The organism is Leisingera aquaemixtae, assembly GCF_006740765.1.
GTDB lineage: Bacteria > Pseudomonadota > Alphaproteobacteria > Rhodobacterales > Rhodobacteraceae > Leisingera > Leisingera aquaemixtae.
The window spans coordinates 1,846,816-1,864,024 of the sequence record NZ_CP041159.1 but is presented as its reverse complement, the minus strand read 5'-3'; the positions used below and the strand labels follow the sequence as shown (position 1 = coordinate 1,864,024).

At 64.8% G+C, this 17,209-nt stretch carries 18 protein-coding genes and 1 tRNA gene; 7 read left to right on the top strand and 12 right to left on the bottom strand.

Annotated features, from left to right (window positions below; translation table 11 throughout):
- Window positions 1-59: 59 nt before the first annotated feature.
- Window positions 60-1,079, bottom strand: a complete 1,020-nt coding sequence (locus tag R2C4_RS10735) for an NADP-dependent oxidoreductase (RefSeq protein WP_141890624.1) — start codon at window positions 1,077-1,079, stop codon at window positions 60-62.
- Between the two features lie 191 nt (window positions 1,080-1,270).
- On the opposite strand from R2C4_RS10735, the gene R2C4_RS10730 reads away from it, so the two are divergent.
- Window positions 1,271-2,056 (top strand): inositol monophosphatase family protein, encoded by a 786-nt coding sequence (locus R2C4_RS10730; RefSeq protein WP_058287805.1) that lies wholly within the window; start codon window positions 1,271-1,273, stop codon window positions 2,054-2,056.
- A gap of 143 nt (window positions 2,057-2,199) precedes the next feature.
- On the opposite strand, the gene R2C4_RS10725 is transcribed toward R2C4_RS10730, so the two are convergent.
- The 3 genes from R2C4_RS10725 to putA form a co-directional block, all read right to left on the bottom strand.
- On the bottom strand, window positions 2,200-2,577 hold the full coding sequence (locus tag R2C4_RS10725; RefSeq protein ID WP_058287804.1) for a GFA family protein: 378 nt from the start codon (window positions 2,575-2,577) through the stop codon (window positions 2,200-2,202).
- Between the two features lie 202 nt (window positions 2,578-2,779).
- Window positions 2,780-3,550 (bottom strand): rhomboid family intramembrane serine protease, encoded by a 771-nt coding sequence (locus tag R2C4_RS10720; protein WP_141890623.1) that lies wholly within the window; start codon window positions 3,548-3,550, stop codon window positions 2,780-2,782.
- Between the two features lie 53 nt (window positions 3,551-3,603).
- Window positions 3,604-7,017 (bottom strand): bifunctional proline dehydrogenase/L-glutamate gamma-semialdehyde dehydrogenase PutA, encoded by a 3,414-nt coding sequence (gene putA, locus R2C4_RS10715; protein WP_141890622.1) that lies wholly within the window; start codon window positions 7,015-7,017, stop codon window positions 3,604-3,606.
- Window positions 7,018-7,143: 126 nt separating this feature from the next.
- Here putA and R2C4_RS10710 point away from each other — a divergent pair, with 126 nt between their 5' ends.
- The 4 genes from R2C4_RS10710 to R2C4_RS10695 all read left to right on the top strand — a co-directional run bounded on the left by R2C4_RS10710 (window position 7,144) and on the right by R2C4_RS10695 (window position 9,376).
- The gene (locus R2C4_RS10710; protein WP_084204405.1) at window positions 7,144-7,614 is read left to right on the top strand and encodes an Lrp/AsnC family transcriptional regulator; all 471 of its coding nucleotides are present in this window, start codon (window positions 7,144-7,146) and stop codon (window positions 7,612-7,614) included.
- 66 nt (window positions 7,615-7,680) lie between these two features.
- Entirely contained in the window at window positions 7,681-8,286 is a 606-nt protein-coding gene (locus R2C4_RS10705; protein ID WP_244940817.1) for a tetratricopeptide repeat protein, read from the top strand.
- A 108-nt stretch (window positions 8,287-8,394) separates the two neighbouring features.
- Window positions 8,395-8,480: transfer RNA gene (locus R2C4_RS10700), tRNA-Leu, on the top strand.
- 125 nt (window positions 8,481-8,605) lie between these two features.
- Entirely contained in the window at window positions 8,606-9,376 is a 771-nt protein-coding gene (locus R2C4_RS10695; RefSeq protein WP_141890621.1) for a helix-turn-helix domain-containing protein, read from the top strand.
- Here the strand turns inward: R2C4_RS10695 and R2C4_RS10690 are convergent.
- From R2C4_RS10690 to R2C4_RS10655, 8 genes are all read right to left on the bottom strand, one after another.
- Complete coding sequence (locus tag R2C4_RS10690) at window positions 9,353-10,039, bottom strand: hypothetical protein (RefSeq protein WP_141890620.1); 687 nt, start codon at window positions 10,037-10,039, stop codon at window positions 9,353-9,355. The two genes, R2C4_RS10695 and R2C4_RS10690, sit on opposite strands and share 24 nt — an antisense overlap.
- Before the next feature lie 323 nt (window positions 10,040-10,362).
- Window positions 10,363-10,752 (bottom strand): rhodanese-like domain-containing protein, encoded by a 390-nt coding sequence (locus tag R2C4_RS10685; RefSeq protein WP_141890619.1) that lies wholly within the window; start codon window positions 10,750-10,752, stop codon window positions 10,363-10,365.
- A gap of 10 nt (window positions 10,753-10,762) precedes the next feature.
- Complete coding sequence (locus tag R2C4_RS10680) at window positions 10,763-11,683, bottom strand: MBL fold metallo-hydrolase (protein ID WP_141890618.1); 921 nt, start codon at window positions 11,681-11,683, stop codon at window positions 10,763-10,765.
- 213 nt (window positions 11,684-11,896) lie between these two features.
- The gene (gene queF / locus R2C4_RS10675; protein WP_141890617.1) at window positions 11,897-12,361 is read right to left on the bottom strand and encodes a preQ(1) synthase; all 465 of its coding nucleotides are present in this window, start codon (window positions 12,359-12,361) and stop codon (window positions 11,897-11,899) included.
- 16 nt (window positions 12,362-12,377) lie between these two features.
- Complete coding sequence (queE, locus tag R2C4_RS10670; protein ID WP_141890616.1) at window positions 12,378-13,088, bottom strand: 7-carboxy-7-deazaguanine synthase QueE; 711 nt, start codon at window positions 13,086-13,088, stop codon at window positions 12,378-12,380.
- Window positions 13,085-13,438 carry a 6-carboxytetrahydropterin synthase QueD gene (gene queD / locus R2C4_RS10665; protein ID WP_008557807.1) on the bottom strand — a complete coding sequence of 118 codons (354 nt, stop codon included), beginning with the start codon at window positions 13,436-13,438 and terminating at the stop codon, window positions 13,085-13,087. The genes queE and queD overlap by 4 nt, the downstream gene beginning before the upstream one ends.
- Window positions 13,438-14,139 carry a 7-cyano-7-deazaguanine synthase QueC gene (gene queC / locus R2C4_RS10660; protein ID WP_141890615.1) on the bottom strand — a complete coding sequence of 234 codons (702 nt, stop codon included), beginning with the start codon at window positions 14,137-14,139 and terminating at the stop codon, window positions 13,438-13,440. The genes queD and queC overlap by 1 nt, the downstream gene beginning before the upstream one ends.
- Window positions 14,140-14,371: 232 nt before the next feature.
- Window positions 14,372-15,262 carry a LysR family transcriptional regulator gene (locus R2C4_RS10655; RefSeq protein WP_141890614.1) on the bottom strand — a complete coding sequence of 297 codons (891 nt, stop codon included), beginning with the start codon at window positions 15,260-15,262 and terminating at the stop codon, window positions 14,372-14,374.
- A gap of 113 nt (window positions 15,263-15,375) precedes the next feature.
- Between R2C4_RS10655 and R2C4_RS10650 the strand changes: the two genes are divergently transcribed.
- Both R2C4_RS10650 and R2C4_RS10645 read left to right on the top strand, forming a co-directional pair.
- Window positions 15,376-16,134 (top strand): class II aldolase and adducin N-terminal domain-containing protein, encoded by a 759-nt coding sequence (locus tag R2C4_RS10650; RefSeq protein WP_141890613.1) that lies wholly within the window; start codon window positions 15,376-15,378, stop codon window positions 16,132-16,134.
- Between the two features lie 23 nt (window positions 16,135-16,157).
- Window positions 16,158-17,150 carry a sterol desaturase family protein gene (locus tag R2C4_RS10645; protein ID WP_141890612.1) on the top strand — a complete coding sequence of 331 codons (993 nt, stop codon included), beginning with the start codon at window positions 16,158-16,160 and terminating at the stop codon, window positions 17,148-17,150.
- The last annotated feature ends 59 nt before the right edge of the window (window positions 17,151-17,209 follow it).

Sequence of the window (17,209 nt, the reverse complement as noted above, 5' to 3'; positions counted from 1 at the left end):
GTCCGGCGCCTGTGCCCGCTCCGCGCGGTTGCGTGATCCGGCGGATGCCGGCGCACGGCTCAGACCAGCTTGACGATCTGCTTGCCGGTATTGCCGCCCTGCATCATCGACAGGAAGGTCTGGGGGGCGTTCTCCAGCCCCTCGGCGATATCCTCCAGATACTTGATGTCGCCGCTGGCGATCCTGGGGGCCACTTCGCCCAGGAAATCGCCATAGCGGTCGTAGTGGTTGAAGATGATGAAGCCATTGACCGACAGGAACTTGGTCAGCACCGTGCGCCAGATGGCCGGCGCGGTCAGATCCGTCTCGGCGCTGTTGTACCAGGCGATCATGCCGCAGACCGGGATGCGGCCGAAGTTGTTCATCAGGGGCAGCACCGCTTCCAGCACCTTGCCGCCGACGTTTTCGTAATAGATGTCGATGCCGTCCGGGCATTCTGCCGCCAGGGCCTCGCTCAGGCCTTCGGCACTGGCGTAGGCGCGGTGGTCGAGGCAGGCGTCAAAACCGAAGGTCTCCACCGCCAGCTTGCACTTGTCGGCACCGCCGGCAATGCCGACCACCCGCAGGCCTTTCTGTTTCGCAAGCTGCCCCACCATCGAGCCGACCGGGCCGGTGGCGGCGGCAACCACCAGGGTTTCGCCTGCCTGCGGGCGGCCATAGGCGTCCAAGCCATGCCAGGCGGTAAACCCCGGCATGCCCAGAGCGCCAAGTGCGGTGGTGAGCGGTGCCATATCCGGGTCCAGCTTGCGGATATCGCTGGCCAGCGCACAGGCGTGGCTGGCCCAGCCGAACGCACCGAGGGCAAAGTCGCCGGGCTGGAAGTCAGGGCTGTTGGAGGCAATCACCTCACCGACGCCGCCCGCGGTCATGGTTTCCCCGATCTCCACCGGCGGCGCATAGGATTTGCCTGCGTTCATGCGCCCGCGCATGTAGGGATCCAGCGACATATAGTGAATTTTGACAAGCACTTCGCCGTCGCCGGGCTGGGGCATGTCCACGCTTTCCAGGCGGAAGTTCTCTTCGCTGGCCTGGCCTTCGGGGCGGCTGGCCAGCACGATACGCTGCATCTGGTCGGGCATGGGAGTCCTCCTTGTAATGATTGCAGCAGAGACTGGGCCTCGCGGGGGCGGAATTCAACCGCCTGCCGGGCTGTAACCGGGCGTCAGGGCTGTTGCATCCTTGCCGGCAAAGCCCCTTGGCATTCGGGGGCAGGGGGCGTATAGGCACGGTTTGACCCGGCATCTCCCCGACGTGACAGGATTCTGCAGACATGATTGGCAGCGCAAACCTCAATGTGATGATCAAAGCCGCCCGCAAGGCTGGCCGTTCCCTGGTGAAAGACTTTCGCGAGGTGGAAAACCTGCAGGTGTCGATGAAGGGCGCGGGCGACTTCGTCTCCAAGGCCGACATCGCAGCTGAAAAGATCATCAAGGATGAGCTGCGCAACGCCCGCCCGACCTATGGCTGGATCGCGGAAGAGGGCGGCGAGATCGAGGGCGAAGACCCCACCCGCCGCTGGATCGTCGACCCGCTGGACGGCACCACCAACTTCCTGCACGGGCTGCCGCACTGGGCGATCTCCATCGCGCTGGAGCACAAGGGCAAGATCGTGGCAGGCGTGGTCTATGACGCTGCCAAGGATGAGATGTTCTTTGCCGAGAAGGGCGCAGGCGCCTGGATGAACGACACCCGTATCCGCGTGTCGGGCCGCCACCGGATGATCGAGTCGATTTTCGCCACCGGCGTGCCGTTCGGCGGCCGCGCCGACCTGCCGCTGACGCTGCAGGACCTGGCCCGCCTGATGCCCGCCTGCGCCGGTGTGCGCCGCTGGGGCTCTGCCGCGCTGGACATGGCCTATGTGGCGGCAGGCCGCTACGAGGGCTTCTGGGAGCGCCGCCTGAACGCTTGGGATCTGGCTGCCGGCATCATCATCGTGAAAGAGGCCGGCGGTCTGGCCGAGGCGATCGACCCGGACGCGGGCATCATCGACAGCGGGTCTGTCGTTTGCTCGAACGAGCCGATTTTCGAGAACTTCGCCAAGGTGATCCGGGGCTGAGTTAGTCCGGACATTTAGGGATAGAAGACGCGGCTGAAGGGCCGCGTTTTTTGTTCCGAACAGGTCTGCTGTCCCACCAACAGGGCGGTGCCCGCCCATGGGGACGGGCGGGCGCTGCCCGGCCTGTCGGCCAGGCGAAAGAGTTATTGATCCGAGGGATGGTTCACCCCGTCGTTCCAGGGAATCTCGCCATAGGTCCCGGCGTGCGTCCGCGGATTGGCGCCCTCGATGCAGCCGAGGTTGACGCCGCATTCCTTCGGATCTGAGCGGCGCTGGTGGTGGGTGTAGATGCCGCAAGTCTTGCAGAAATAATGCTTCGCCGTATGGCTGCCCCAGGTGTAGAGGGTAAGGTTTTCGGCCCCCTTCAGCACCTTCAGGCTGGCGGTCAGGGCGGTGACGGCAGCCGCCCCGCGGCGGCGGCAGAAGGAACAGTCGCAGCGCGCGGCAGAGGCGAGGCCCTGGGGGAACTCCGCCTCGATCTCAACGGCGCCGCAGTGGCAGGTGGCTTTCAGATGGGGCATTCGATGGTCCTTTCTGGGTCATATGCGGCGCAAGGCTGACTAAGACCGGAGATAATTCCCCGTAAAAACCTTAGGCGCAGCCCTACCATTTACTTGCCCCGATGCCCGTCGGGGGGGGCGGCTTGCGTGTTTACCAGTAGCTTGTTTCGAAAGTTGCGCAGGCCGCCTTTTCCGCATGCCATGGCTTAAGCCGGGTGTTGTCTCACTTCCCCCACGGCCCCGGATTGCGCTTCTTGCGTGGCAGCTTGGGGATGCGGCTGGCGGTAAATTCATACTCGTTCTCCGGATGCGGCGGGGTGCCGTGGGTGCGGTTCCAGAACGCCGGGCCGCCGCGGCGCAGCCACAGGGGCAGGCACAGGATCAGCCCCACCGCAAAACCTCCGGCATGGGCCCAATAGGCGACGCCGCCCTGGTTGGGGTCAGAGCCGAGGCCGCCGAAGAACTGCATCGCCAGCCACACGCCCAGCATCACGAAGGCGGGGATGGTGAAGATGCGGAAATAGACGATCAGGATCAGCAGGATGTCGACGCGCGCCCTTGGGAACATCAGGAGGTAGCCGCCCATGACGCCGGCTATGGCGCCGGAGGCGCCAACCGTTGGCACCATGGACCCCGGGGCGGACATCACATGGATCAGCCCGGCGCCAAGCCCGCTGAGGAGGTAGAACAACAGGAAGGGCAGATGGCCCATCTCCTCTTCCAGATTGTCGCCAAAGATCCACAGGAACAGCATGTTGCCGCCCAGGTGCATCAGCCCGCCATGGATGAACAGGGAAGTGAAGAGGGTTTCAAACCCGTAGCCATGGATGATCTCGGCCGGGACAATTGCGTAGGCGTCATAGAAATAGGCCAGCGCGCGCGGTGAGGCATAGCTGGCGGTGTAGTAGATATAGGCCAGGACGTTTGCGGCAATCAGCGCATAAACGACATAGGGCCTGCGGCCGGACGGGTTGTGGTCGCGGATCGGAAACATGAGGGAACGCTGGGCCGGAAATGGCCCAGCGTCAAGTGCTTAGCGCCGGTAGCTCAGGCGTTTCCGCCCAGCAGCTGGGCGTTGCCGCCCGAGGCGGTGGTGTCGACGCAGACGTGGCGTTCTGCCAGGACGCGGGCGCGGTCGGGCTTGCCGGGGATCAGCGGGATGATCGGGCCGTCGCGCCTGGCAAGGCATTGCTCGATGTCGCGCCCCGTCGCCTCATCGCCCCACCACAGCACGCCGGAGATGCCCTCAATTGTCTGCAGCTGGTTCAGCCCCAGAAGGCCATGCGCCTCTATCGCGGTGCCGCCGAGGCTGATCACCTGCTTGGCCTGTTCCGCGGCGGCCTCCGGCCCCGGGCCCATGCACAGGAGCGGCGGGCGGGCGGAAACCGTCAGGCGGTTTGACTCACCGGTCGGGCCGGGCAGGGAGGTGGTGACGGGCTGCACAGGCACCCCGCTTGCCCCCGGCAGCCTGGCGGTTTCGGTGTCCCACTCGGCGCTGACCTGCTGCCGGTCCGGCGCGCAGAAGCGGTTGAGGTAGAAGGGGCCGCCTGCCTTGGGGCCGGTGCCCGACAGGCCTTCGCCGCCGAAGGGCTGGCTGCCGACAATCGCGCCGATCTGGTTGCGGTTCACATAGATGTTGCCCGCATGCACCCGGTCGCAGACATGCTGCACCCGGTCGTCAATGCGGGTGTGCAGCCCGAAGGTGAGGCCGTAACCGGTTGCGTTGATGTCGGAAATCACCTGATCCAGCTGGTGCGACTTGAACCGGGCCACATGCAGCACGGGGCCAAAGATCTCCTCCTCCAGCGCGCTGATGCCGGGCACTTCGATCATCGTGGGCGCGACAAAGGTGCCGCCCTGCGGCGCCATCAGCTCCTTCATGACCCGGCCTTCAGCCCGGGCCTTGTCGATGTGGGCTAGGATCCCTGCGCGGGCGCCTTCGTCGATTACCGGGCCGCTGTCGGTGGACAGGTGCCAGGGATCGTCCAGGCGCAGACAGTCCATCGCGCCCTTGAGCATTTTCAGCACGGTATCCGCAATGTCGTCCTGCAGATAAAGGCAGCGCAGCGCCGAGCAGCGCTGGCCGGCAGACTGGAAGGCGCTTTCGATCACCGCCTGCACCGCCTGTTCCGGCAGCGCGGTGGAATCGACGATCATCGCATTCAGGCCGCCGGTTTCCGCAATCAGCGGCGCGCCCGGCTGCAGGTTGTCGGCCATCGCCTTGCGGATGCGCAGGGCGGTGGCGGTGGAGCCGGTGAAGGCGACGCCGTTCACCCGCGGGTCCGAGGTGATGGCCGCCCCGACCACGCTGCCGCGGCCCGGCACCAGCTGCAGGGCGCTGCGCGGCACCCCGGCCTCATGCATCAGCTGCACGGCGCGGTGGGCGATCAGCGGCGTCTGGTCGGCGGGCTTGGCCAGCACCGCGTTGCCCGCGGCCAGCGCGGCAGAGACCTGGCCGGTGAAGATCGCCAGCGGGAAGTTCCACGGTGAGATGCAGGAGAAAATCCCCGCGGGCGGCGCATCGGGAATGCGCGCCGCATAGTAGCGCAGGAAATCCACCGCCTCGCGCAGTTCAGCAACCGCATCGGGAATGGTCTTGCCGGCCTCGCGGGCGAGGATGGCGAACAACTCGCCGTAGTTTTCCTCATATAGGTCAGCAGCCTTGTTCAGGATTGCCGCACGTTCCTCTGCCGGGGCGTCCCAGGGATCTGCCAGCGCCAGCGCCAGTTCGATATCTTCGGGGCTGCACTGGCTGACGGTGCCGGCGGCGCTCAGGTCGGTGGGGCTGGTCACATCCTTGGCGGCCTCGGGCTGGGCATCGCCTGCCAGCAGCGGCGCGGCCTGCCACTGGTGGCTGCGCCAGGGCGCGCGGGCCTCATCGATCTTTGCCAGCGTCGGCGCATGGCCCAGGTCGAACCCCTTGGAGTTCGGACGCTCCGGCGCATAGAGTTCCGGCCCGGTCGGGATCTTGCGGGTTACATCTGCGACGGCATCAAACGGGTCCGCGGCCACAACCTCCGGAGGCACATTCTCGTCCACGATCTGGTTCACAAAGGAGGAGTTGGCGCCGTTTTCCAGCAGGCGCCGCACCAGATAGGCCAGCAGATCGCGGTGCGCACCGACGGGCGCGTAGATCCGGCAGTTGGTCTTGTTCTGCTCCAGCACCATCTGGTGCAGGGTTTCACCCATGCCGTGCAGGCGCTGGAACTCGTAAAGACCCTTATCCATGCCTTCGGCCATGTGCAGGATGGCGGCAACGGTGTGGGCGTTGTGGGTCGCGAACTGCGGATAGATCCGGTCCGTCAGTCCCAGCAGCTTGCGGGCGTTGGAGATGTAGGAGACATCGGTCAGCGGCTTGGAGGTATAGACCGGGAAGCCATCGACGCCCTCGACCTGGGCGCGCTTGATCTCGGTGTCCCAATAGGCGCCCTTCACCAGCCGCACCATGAAGCGGCGGTTGTATTTCTCCGCCATCTCATGCAGCGCGTCGATCGCCAGGCCGGTGCGGGGGCCGTAGGCCTGCACCACCACGCCAAAGCCGTCCCAGCCCGCCAGCGCGGGGTCGGAGACCACGGCGTCGATCACTTCCAGCGACAGCGACAGGCGGTCGGCTTCCTCGGCATCGACATTGAGGCCCATCCTGGCGGCCTTGGCCAGCAGCGCCAGCGCCTTCAGACGCGGCACCAGATGCTCCATCACGCTGGCGTCCTGCGCCAGCTCATAGCGCGGATGCAGCGCCGAGAGCTTCACCGAAATTCCGGGGTTCTTGCGGATGTCGTCGCTGTTGCAGGCGGCGGCAATGGCCGAAATTGCCTTGGAGTAGGACAGGTGGTAGCGGGAGGCATCGGCCTCCGTCCGGGCGGCCTCGCCCAGCATGTCGTAGGAATACGTGTAGCCCTTGGCCTCCATCCCGGCGGCGCGGTTCATCGCGCTTTCGATGGTTTCGCCCAGCACGAACTGGCGGCCCATCTCCTTCATCGCGCGGCTGACGGCGGTGCGGATCACCGGCTCGCCCAGGCGCTTGATGGCGCCGCGCAGGGCGCCGATGGGGCTGCGGTCCTCGTCCAGCACCTTACCCGTCAGCATCAAGGCCCAGGTCGACGCGTTGACCAGCGACGAGGTGGATTTGCCCAGGTGCTTGCCCCAGTCCGACGGCGCGATCTTATCCTCGATCAGCGCGTCGATGGTGTCGGCATCCGGCACCCGCAGCAGCGCCTCGGCCAGGCACATCAGGGCGATGCCTTCCTCGGTCGACAGGCCGTATTCGGCCAGGAAGACCTCCATCAGCCCGGGCGCCGAATGGCCGCGGATGTCGCGCACCAGGGCGGCGGCGCTGGAACAGATCCGGGCGCGGTCGGCATCGGACAGGGCGGCTTGGGCAACCAGCCGGTCGCGCATGGCAGTCTGATCGGCATAGGTGCCGGCGTCGATCCGGTAGCGCAGCTTGGATTGGGTGGTCATGCAGGGGACTCCACAGATAACATGCAGGGCTTTTGCAAAGAATACACGCTTTCTGGCGGGACAATCGCCTGAAAATGTGTAACATGCAGGTCAAGTTGCAGAAAGTTGAGCGGGGAGACGGTTCAAATGGCCTTTCCTGATATCGACAGGTTTGACCGGGCGATTCTGAACGTGCTGGCGGAGGATGGCCGGATCTCCGTCGCCGACCTGGCGCGCCGGATCGGATTGTCGAAAACCCCGACCCAAACCCGGCTCAAACGGCTGGAGACGGAGGGCATCATCACCGGCTACCGCGCCCTGGTGGACCCGATCCGGCTGGGGCTGGACCATGTGGCCTTTGTCGAGGTGAAGCTGGACGATACCCGGCAGGCGGCGCTGGCCAAGTTCAACGCCGCGGTGTCCAAGCTGCCCGAGGTGGAACAGGCCTATATGATGGCCTCGCATTTCGACTATCTGCTGAAGGTGCGCACCCGCTCGATGACCGATTACCGGGCGGTGCTGGGGGAGAAGATCTCCTCCCTGCCGCATGTCTCCTCGACCTCCACCTATGTGGCGATGGAGGCGGTCAAGGAAGACGGCGCGCTGGGGCCGCTTTAGGGTGTTGCGGAAGCTGCGCGCGCACAGGTGACTTGATCGAAACTGCAAATGTGCCAGCATTGGGGCATGTTCAGATTTGTTCCCGGACCCCTGCGGCGTCCAGCCAGTTGTGTTCTACCGGCTGCTGCCCTGCTGCTGGCAGCGCAGGCCGCCGCAGCCGGCTGCCCGTCCCCACCTGACCACAGCACGCCGCTTGAAGGGCTGCTGAGCGAGGTCCAGCAGGCCGGCAGCGAGGCGCAGGCGCGCGAGATCGCCAACCGCATGTGGGAGTTCTGGGCCGATGCCCCGGATGAGCGTGCGCAGGAGATCCTGAACCGCGGCATGACCCGGCGCTCGTCGTTTGATTTCCTCGGCGCGCTGGAGGATTTCGATCAGCTGATCGCCTATTGCCCCGACTATGCCGAGGGCTACAACCAGCGCGCCTTTGTGCATTACCTGCGCCGCGACTTTGCCGCCGCGCTGCGGGATCTGGACCGGGCGCTGGAACTGTCGCCGCGCCATGTCGCGGCGATGAGCGGGCGGGCGCTGTCGCTGTACGGCCTGTCGCGGCTGGAGGAGGCGCGGGTCGCGCTGGCAGAAGCGCTGGCGCTGAACCCCTGGCTGCCGGAGCGTTACCTGGCCGATCCCGGCGGGCCGCTGGCGCCGCCGGGGGCCGGGGATATGGAGCTGTAGCAGCGCGCGCACAACCGAGAAATTTCCCGGCAAACGCCGAAAACCGATTGTCCGTCAGAAATCAGGAGGCTAGACCTGCTGCTGTGGCGCCGCCCGGCGGTGCCGCCGGCGGACGTGGTGGAATGGTAGACACCGGAGACTTAAAATCTCCTGGCCTTATGGCCGTGCGGGTTCGAGTCCCGCCGTCCGCACCACCGGCTCCATTGCCGCATCAGCCCTGACAGAACCGTTCCGCTCCGGCGCCGCTTGGCTTGACGTTCCCGTGCAAAGGGGACTTGGCGCGATCACGTAAAGATTGCATTGCTGTAACGATAATATTATGCAAGATGTCGCACAGAATGTGAAAGATCTTTGGCATATGGCGCTGATCCATCAGAAAATCTCCGCTTTGCTCGCGGATTTAAATTTGTCCAACCGGCAGGCCGCGCTGAAATGCGGTATTCCTTACGGCACATTTAACAGCGCGCTGAAGAATGAGCGCGAGATCGGCTGGAGCACGCTGGACGCGCTGTCGCGCGGGCTGGGGGTGTCGTTCCGCTACTTTTCCTCCGATACCGCCGGGCTGGAGCTGCTGCCGGAACGCCAGGCGGGCGGGCCCGGCAGCAAGGCGTTTGAGATTCTCAACGCGCAGATGCAGGCCGCCGCCCGCAGCCGCCAGTACAGCGGCTGCGATGTTTCGCTGCAGGATTTCCTGGACTGGTGGTTTTCCAACAGCGGCCGCCTGGAAGGGTTCGACCAGCTGCAGCATGCGGTGGACATGTTCGATCCGCCGGACCCGGAAGGGAACCGGATCCAGCCGATCCAGTCCGGGCGGCACAGCCTCGCCTCGGTCTGCTTCGAGGTGTCCAGCAGCGGCCAGCTGCGGGATACGCTGAACGGCTTCAGCGACAAGCTGAACGCCGATCTGGTGATGGCCCACAGCGAGGCGATCAACCGCGGCGAGCCGGTCATCACCCACCCTTCGATTGATGTTAAACTGCTGAACGGCCGCCGCTTTACCCGCCAGTACCGGCGGGTCCTGGCGCCGGTTTACCTGCCGGACGGCAAGCTCCTGGTGGCCAATTTCTCACAGGATATCAAATTCGGCTAGGTCGCTTAGCAGCATGTGCTCCATTTCCAGCCGGGAAGAGCCGACAAACCATTCGGTGCTGCTGCGCACCTCCGGTTCCGGGGCGCGCCATTTCTGCGCGCGCGGGATCGCCCGGGTGAAGCCGTAAACCAGATCCAGCCGCGCCTGCATGTGGCGGTCGGGGATGAAGGCATAGATCCAATCCACATCCCATTTCTGGATCGCCAGAATCTGAAAAATCCGCATGAAGGGCGCCAGCCGCTCAGCGCGTTTGCCGCGGCGGCCCGGCAGGAAGTTCAATTCGCCGATATAAGCCAGACGCCCGCTGACTTCGCGGGCCAGCGGCTCGGCCACGCTCTCGACACCGCCGCCTGCCGGGTTGGGAAACTGGTGGCGGGAGGTGCGCATCAGGAAATCTGCCAGGGTTTCCCGGCCCAGGTCCTGCAGCATTGCCGCCGCGCCGCCGATATAGGTGCCGTTCTCCTTCAAAAACAGCCAGAAAGCCGAATTCTCGGTGTGGTCGGCGCGCTCAATGGCAAAGCCCGGCATCTGGAACTGGCGGCCTGACAGGGCGGCGGTCTCGGGCACTTTCTCGAAATCCGTGAACATTTCGACCTGCAGGCCGGTCTGCGAAAGCGTATGCAAGTATCCCGAAAGCGTTTTTCCCATATCGAGCGAATTCATTAAAGTCCCCTGTCGTAAAGTCTTCCACTCGAATAGCCCGAAAAACTTTCTAGCGCCGCTAAAGAGTTCAAGTTGCATAAAATCTTAAATAAAATTTCGGAAAATGATCTGCTTTACCGTGGGGAAGGTAATGCAGCTATGAGATGCAACAATATTGGCGGCAGGCCGAGGCAAAAATGCGGCTGGCAGGCACCTGCTTTTTGCGGGCCATCCCGCTCGCGGCGCGGCTGTGGCAGGGCAGGGCGCGCGCTACTGTTGCATCCCGCCGGCACGGCGGCGGCGCCGTGCCGGACTGTCATGTGCCGTGAAGGACGTCAGCGGCGTCAGGACGCGCCCTCAACCGGAAGGCCGTCGTCTTTCCAGGCCTGCAGGCCGCCCTCGATGATGGCAGCGTCATACCCCATCTGGCACAGAGTGTGCGCGGCCAGTGCGGCCCGGGCGCCGGAGGCGCAGAGCACGTAGATACCCGCATCATCGCGCCGGCTGGTCAGCGCGGCCTCGGCGGCGCCGCTGTCCGGATCAGCCTTTGATTCCAGCACGCCGCGGGGAAGATGCAGGCTGCCGGAGACGCAGCCGTCCTGCTGCAGTTCGCCGGGCTCGCGCACGTCAAGGATGACGTGGCCGGCTGCGGCCGCGTCATGGGCATCTTGGGGGCTGGCCGTCTTGGTCTGCGCCCGGGCGGTTTCGACCATCTCTTCCATGGTTTGTGCCATTGTCCGCACCTCAGAATTTGTTGACAGGAATTTTCAGGTAATGGTTGCCGTCGCTTTCCGCCGCGCCCAGGCGGCCGCCGCGCAGGTTTACCTGCAGGGCTGCCAGCATCCGGTCCGGCAGGGAGAGGGTTTTGTCGCGCTCGGTGCGCTGCTTGATCCAGTCTTCCTTGCGGGTCCCGGCCTTCACATGCGGGTTGCGCGCCAGATGCTCTGCCACCGTGGCCTCCCACGCGGGGGCGTCCCGGTCATCGGTGCCGTAATCGTGGCCGACGAATAGGCGGGTGTTTTCCGGCAGGGAGAGGATCTCCTGAATGGACTGCCATAGCTCCCCGGCGGAACCGCCGGGGAAGTCCGCACGCGCGGTCCCCGCGTCGGCGTGCATCAGCGTGTCATGGACAAACGCCGCATCGCCGCAGACATAACTGACTGAGCCCAGCGTGTGACCGGGCGACAGCATTACCCGGATCTGCAAATCGCCCAGCTCGATGGTGTCGCCATCCGCCAGCAGGCGGTCAAAGTCGCGGCTGGGATCAAATGCCTCCGGCATGTGGTAGTAGCCGCGCCAAAGCTCCGCAATTTCGCGCACCTTTTCGCCAATCGCCGTGGGTGCGCCTGTGCGCTCTTTCAGCCGGGCGGAGGCCATGAAGTGGTCGGCGTGCGGGTGGGTGTCCAGGATCCAGGCGGGCGTCAGGCCTTCCTGTTCGACCACCCGCATCACGTGGTCGATGCTGTCCTGTGCGGTGCCCGCGTTTTTCGGGTCGAAATCCCAGACCACGTCGATCAGCGCCGCCTTGCGTGTCGAGGGATCGGCGCAAATATACTGGACCGATCCGCTTTCCGGTTCATACAGGCCCCAAACCTCGGGGCTGTTGCTGCTGCCCGCGGGCGAATGCCGGACAATGCGGTCGCCTTGCGTGTAGTCCGTTGCCATTGTTTCCCCTCCTTTGCGCATATGTCGTGCTGATGGCCGCAGGGGCCGGGCCGCCTGCGGCATTGGAGGCATAACGCTTGGCAGGAAAACCGGTTCCCGCGCGGGCTTTCGCTGCGGCGGAGACGGCGCGCAAGATGCGCCATCAGGCAGACAAAAAAACGGCCCGGGAACCATCAGATCCCGGGCCGTCCTCATTTCTGCAGCAATACCGGCTCAGCCGCGGCCGCGGTAGGGCGGCACGCCCTGATCCGGGATCCAGACGCCTTCGGGCATTGGGCCGGTCTGCCAGAACACGTCGATCGGAATGCCGCCGCGCGGATACCAGTAGCCGCCGATGCGCAGCCATTTCGGCTCCAGGAAATCCGCCAGGCGGCGGGCGATGGAGACGGTGCAATCCTCGTGGAAGGCGCCGTGGTTGCGGAAGGAGGTGAGGAACAGCTTCAGCGATTTGCTTTCCACCAGCCAGTCGCCGGGCACATAGTCGATCACCAGATGGGCAAAGTCCGGCTGCCCGGTCATCGGGCAGAGCGAGGTGAACTCAGGCGCGGTGAAGCGCACGTTGTAGGCCACATCGGCCTGCGGGTTCTGCACCCGCTCCAGTTCTGCCTCTTCCGGGCTTTGCGGCACGATGGTGTCGCCGCCCAGCTGCTTCAGGTTGCTGTAGATGCTGTCAGACATATCGGGTTCCTTGTCGTCAGACGCCGCGCTTGTTGCCCCAGACCAGCACATGCAGCTGGGGCAGGACGCGGGGGGTGAACCAGCCGTCGCCGGTTACTTTTTCAATCAGCCACAACAGGCGGTCCGTGGCTTGCTGCAAGTCGACCGGCAGGTCCGGGTCGACCTCCGGGTTGCCGGGCTGCAGGTACAGCGGCAGCTCCGGGTAGCGTTCTGCCGCGGCCTTGGCCCAGGCGTAATCGGTGTCGTCAAACACTACGATCTTCATCACCGCCTGGCCGCAGCCCTGGGCCTGATGCAGGCAGCGGGTGAACTTGTGCCAGTCGGTCTTTTCGCCGCTCGACGGCGGTTTGGGGCTCAGCACCAGCGTATCCAAATCCGCAAACCAGGGTTGGGACACTGACCCCTGGGTCTCGCAGGCAAAGCGGTAGCCTTCCTCCTTGCCGATGGCGATCACCGGCGCAAAGTCCTGGATCGCCGGGTTGCCGCCGGAGATCGAGACGGTCAGCGGCTTGCCCCCGGAGAGGCGGCGCACCTCTGCCATGACGTCCTCGGGCGTCATCACCGCCCAGTCATGCCGGTAGGCGCTGTCGACCGCGTGCATCGAGTCGCACCAGGAGCAGCGGTAATCGCAGCCGCCTGCGCGCACGAACACCGTGGGTTCCCCGATCAGCGCGCCCTCGCCCTGGATCGTGGGGCCGAAGATTTCCGCAATGCGCAATGTTGTCATGGCCGGTATTCCGCCCAGGTTTTCGGGGTCTCTGAGACCTTCACGGCAGCCACCTCCGGCCAGCGCGCATGGCACCAGTCATAGAAGTGCTTCGCCATGTTTTCCGCCGTCGAATACCCGTCCAGCACATCGTTCAGATGCCGGTGGTCGAAGGTGCCGTCGATGTAGTCCTTCAGCGGTTTCAGCTCGTGATAGTCGCGCACGAAGCCGTCGCTGTTCAGCTCCTTCGCCGCCAGTTCCACCACCACGACATAGTTATGCCCGTGCAGCCGGGCGCATTGATGGTCCGGCGGCAGGTGGGTCAGCTGGTGCGAGGCGGAGAAGTGGAATTCCTTGGTGATCCGGAACATCAGGCGCCGTCCTTGGCAGCAATCGCCGCCTTCCAGAAATCCGGGTCGGCATAGTCCGTCGGATCCTCGACCCCCGCCAGATGAAAGGCCTCGCGCCGCTCCACGCAGGTGCCGCAACGTCCGCAGTGCTTCTCACCGCCCTTGTAGCAGGACCAGGTCTCGGCAAAGGGGGTGTTGTGCGCAGCACCTGCGGTGACGATGTCGCCCTTGGTGCGGTGCACGAACGGCGTATACAGCCGCACGTCCGCATAGCCATCAAGTGCCGCGCGCTGCATGGCGTCAAACGCCTCGGTAAACGCCGGGCGGCAGTCCGGATAGATGAAATGATCCCCGCCATGCACCGCCGTCGCCACAGCGTCGTCGCCGTTGGCGGCAGCAATGCCGTAGGCGATGGCCAGCATGATCGCGTTCCGGTTCGGCACCACGGTGACCTTCATGGTCTCTTCTTCGTAGTGGCCGTCCGGCACGTCGATGTCATCGGTCAGGGCCGAGCCGGAGAGCGCCGCCCCGATGCCGCGCATGTCGATGATGTCATGCGGCACCCCCAGCCGTTTGGCGGCGGCGGCGGCATAGTCGAGTTCCTTCCTGTGGCGCTGGCCGTAATCGAAGGAGACAAGACGGGTCAGCTGATGCTCCTCAGCGACCATATGGGCAAGCGAAACGGAATCCAGCCCGCCCGAGCAGATAACGATAGTCTTCATGTTTGAACCCTTGTTTTGGTGACCGGGTAGGCTGCGACCGGTGGCGCGCGTTTAACAGCATGGCGGGAATGGCGCAAGCGGCGGGCGTATTGCGAACATTCGGCAGGACTTGTTGGAGATTTTTGAAAGTGGCTGGTGGCCGGTGAGGGCAGGGCCCGGCCGCGGGCGGAAGCGTAGCGCCCGCCCATGGGGGCGGACGGGCGCTGCCCGGCGTGCCGCCGGGCGGTGCTTTCTATACCGGCGGCAATTCCCCCTCCAGCCACTCCAGAAACGCCCGCGACGCCGGAGTGCTGGCATGGCTCGGCGGCGGCATCAGGAAATAGCTCTCCAGCTGCTCCGCCGAATGATCGCTGGCCCGGACCAGCTGGCCGCTCTCCAGCAGTCCGCCCGCCAGGGTGTCATGGGACATGGATATCCCGGCCCCGTTCACCGCCGCGGTCATGGCGATCACGTAAGTAGAGGCCAGGCTGATCTCGTGATTGCGGTCAAACGGCCGGTTCTGCGACTTGAACCACGCCCCCCAGGAGCCTGTGACGCCTGCACAATCCAGCAGCGTGGCAGTGCCGAAATCAACCGCGCCGCCCTGATAGCCCGGTGCGCAGACCGGATAGAAGCGGTCCCGCGTCAGCCGCACCGCCGCTGCCGACATGTCGTTCGGGCGGCCAAAGCGGATCTCGGTCCCGGCAGAGCTGGCATGGCGTTCCGGGTCCCAGATCGGTGTCACGATGTTCAGCACCAGCCAGGGGAACCGCGCATAGAGCCGCGGCAGGCGCGGCGACAGCCAGAACACCGAAAAGGCCATATTGCACTGCAAGACCAGATGGCGCCCCTGATCGCCGCCGGTAAAGGCCTGGGTTCCGGCCGCGATCAGGTCAAAGGCCTCGCGCACAATCGGCATGTAATTCGCCCCGGCCTCCGACAGCTCCAGCGCGCGGGTTTTGCGGATGAACAGCTCCCGGCCCAGGAAGTTCTCCAGGCTGCGCACATGCTGGCTGATTGCCGATTGCGTCAGGTTCAGCTCCGCCGCGGCGCGGGTGAACGACAAGTGCCGGGCGCTGGCCTCAAAGGCGCGCAGCCAGGTGAGCGGGGGCAGGGAGGAGGGCGGCGATCCGGGGGGCGGCATGGATGTATGACCTGTGCATTAGTTTCCTTAATGCATAGCGGCTGAATCCATTGTTTGTCAGCTGACAATCCGGCTGGCACCAATAACGCAACCGCACTTCCGGAGGCGCAGGAATGAACACGCAAGCGGCGCTAAGCCCGAATCTCACCCATTGGCAGGAGCGCGTCGACATGGCCGCGGCCTTCCGCTGGACCGAACGGCTGCACATGCATGAGGGCGTCGCCAACCACTTCAGCCTGGCGGTGAACGAGGACGGAACCCAATTCCTGATGAACCCGAACCAGGCGCATTTCCGGCGCATCAAGGCATCCAGCCTCCTGCTGCTGGACGCGGACGACCCCAAGACGATGGAGCGTCCCGGCGCGCCGGACCCGACCGCCTGGGGCCTGCACGGCTCCATCCACCGGCTGTGCCCGCATGCGCGCTGCGTCATGCATGTGCATTCGATCCACGCCACCGTGCTCGCCTGCCTAGCCGACAGCACCCTGCCGCCGATCGACCAGAACACCGCCACTTTCTATGGCCGCTATGTGGTCGACAATGATTTCGGCGGCCTGGCGTTTGAGGATGAGGGCGCGCGCTGCGCCGGGATGCTGACGGACCCCAAGGTCAAGGTGATGATCATGGGCAACCACGGCGTGCTGGTCATTGGCGATAGCGTCGCGGACACCTTCAACCGGCTCTATTACTTCGAACGCGCAGCCGAGACCTATATCCGCGCCCTGCAAACCGGCCGGGAACTGCGGGTGCTGAGCGACGAGATCGCCGAGAAAACCGCGCAGGAGCTGGAGGATTACCCCAATCAGGCCGAGCGCCACCTGGCGGAGCTGAAGGCGATCCTCGACGACGAGGGCTCCAACTACGCAACCTGAAACCTGGGACAGGAGGCAACCCAATGCACGGCACGCTCCCCGACCGCGAGGCGGACCGCTGGCACTATCACCCCAAGGGGCCGGTGCCGCTCAACCCGCTGTTCAGCTGGCCGCCGCGCCCGGCGGCGGTCCTCAGATGGTACCGCGGCGCCTGGATGGAGATCACGTCGCTGACGGTCTGCCTCCTGCTGGCGCTCGCCCTTTACGCCTGGCTGCTGCCGCCGCTGGCAGAGATGGCCGCCTTCCGCCCCGGCTGGATGCTGCAGGTCTGGCTTGCCAACCTGCTGCCGCAGGCCGCGGTGGCCGGGGGGCTGCACTGGTGGCTCTACATCCGTAAGGGCCAGGGTATGCAGAAAAAGTTCGACACACGCGACCTGTCGCGGGGCAACGGCACATTTACCTTCAAGAACCAGGTGCTGGACAACATGTGGTGGACCCTTGGCAGCGCCATCACCGTGGCCACCATCTATCAATGGGGCATCTACTGGCTGATGGCCAATGGCTGGGTGCCCACCGTGACATTCGCCGAAGCCCCGGTGTGGTGCGTGGTCTGGATGCTGTTGATCCCGATGTGGTCCGGCCTGCATTTCTACTGGGTGCACCGGCTGGAGCATCACCCGCGGCTCTATAAACACGTCCATGCGGTCCACCACCGCAACGTCAACATCGGGCCGTGGTCAGGGATCTCCAACCACTGGTATGAGAACCTGCTCTACTTCACCACCTATTTCGTCCACCTGATCGTGCCCTCGCACCCGCTGCACCTGGTGTTCCATGCGATGTTCCAGCAGGTCAGCCCGGTGCTGTCGCACTCCGGCTTCGAACGGGTGATCGCCAGGGACACAGAGGCCGCGAAGGCCGGCGATTTCTTCCACCAGCTGCACCACCGTTATTTCGAGTGCAACTACGGCACCTCGGAAATCCCCTTCGACAAATGGTTCGGCACCTACCACGACGGCTCCGCCGCGGCGACGGACCGGACGCGGGCCTTTAAGAAGCAGATGTACACGCGCTAGAATTGCATCAATGCCGAACTGATCAGGATCAAGGCGTATATATTCGCGAATCCCTATGC

Coding starts and splice junctions, on each gene's coding strand:
- R2C4_RS10680 (WP_141890618.1), bottom strand. CDS start 11,683: ATGGCAACGGACTACACGCAAGGCGACCGCATTGTCCGGCATTCGCCC.
- R2C4_RS10655 (WP_141890614.1), bottom strand. CDS start 15,262: ATGCCGCCCCCCGGATCGCCGCCCTCCTCCCTGCCCCCGCTCACCTGG.
- R2C4_RS10695 (WP_141890621.1), top strand. CDS start 8,606: ATGCAAGATGTCGCACAGAATGTGAAAGATCTTTGGCATATGGCGCTG.
- R2C4_RS10710 (WP_084204405.1), top strand. CDS start 7,144: ATGGCCTTTCCTGATATCGACAGGTTTGACCGGGCGATTCTGAACGTG.
- queC (WP_141890615.1), bottom strand. CDS start 14,139: ATGAAGACTATCGTTATCTGCTCGGGCGGGCTGGATTCCGTTTCGCTT.
- R2C4_RS10705 (WP_244940817.1), top strand. CDS start 7,681: ATGTTCAGATTTGTTCCCGGACCCCTGCGGCGTCCAGCCAGTTGTGTT.
- queF (WP_141890617.1), bottom strand. CDS start 12,361: ATGTCTGACAGCATCTACAGCAACCTGAAGCAGCTGGGCGGCGACACC.
- queE (WP_141890616.1), bottom strand. CDS start 13,088: ATGACAACATTGCGCATTGCGGAAATCTTCGGCCCCACGATCCAGGGC.
- queD (WP_008557807.1), bottom strand. CDS start 13,438: ATGTTCCGGATCACCAAGGAATTCCACTTCTCCGCCTCGCACCAGCTG.
- putA (WP_141890622.1), bottom strand. CDS start 7,017: ATGACCACCCAATCCAAGCTGCGCTACCGGATCGACGCCGGCACCTAT.
- R2C4_RS10730 (WP_058287805.1), top strand. CDS start 1,271: ATGATTGGCAGCGCAAACCTCAATGTGATGATCAAAGCCGCCCGCAAG.
- R2C4_RS10725 (WP_058287804.1), bottom strand. CDS start 2,577: ATGCCCCATCTGAAAGCCACCTGCCACTGCGGCGCCGTTGAGATCGAG.
- R2C4_RS10685 (WP_141890619.1), bottom strand. CDS start 10,752: ATGGCACAAACCATGGAAGAGATGGTCGAAACCGCCCGGGCGCAGACC.
- R2C4_RS10735 (WP_141890624.1), bottom strand. CDS start 1,079: ATGCCCGACCAGATGCAGCGTATCGTGCTGGCCAGCCGCCCCGAAGGC.
- R2C4_RS10645 (WP_141890612.1), top strand. CDS start 16,158: ATGCACGGCACGCTCCCCGACCGCGAGGCGGACCGCTGGCACTATCAC.
- R2C4_RS10720 (WP_141890623.1), bottom strand. CDS start 3,550: ATGTTTCCGATCCGCGACCACAACCCGTCCGGCCGCAGGCCCTATGTC.
- R2C4_RS10690 (WP_141890620.1), bottom strand. CDS start 10,039: ATGAATTCGCTCGATATGGGAAAAACGCTTTCGGGATACTTGCATACG.
- R2C4_RS10650 (WP_141890613.1), top strand. CDS start 15,376: ATGAACACGCAAGCGGCGCTAAGCCCGAATCTCACCCATTGGCAGGAG.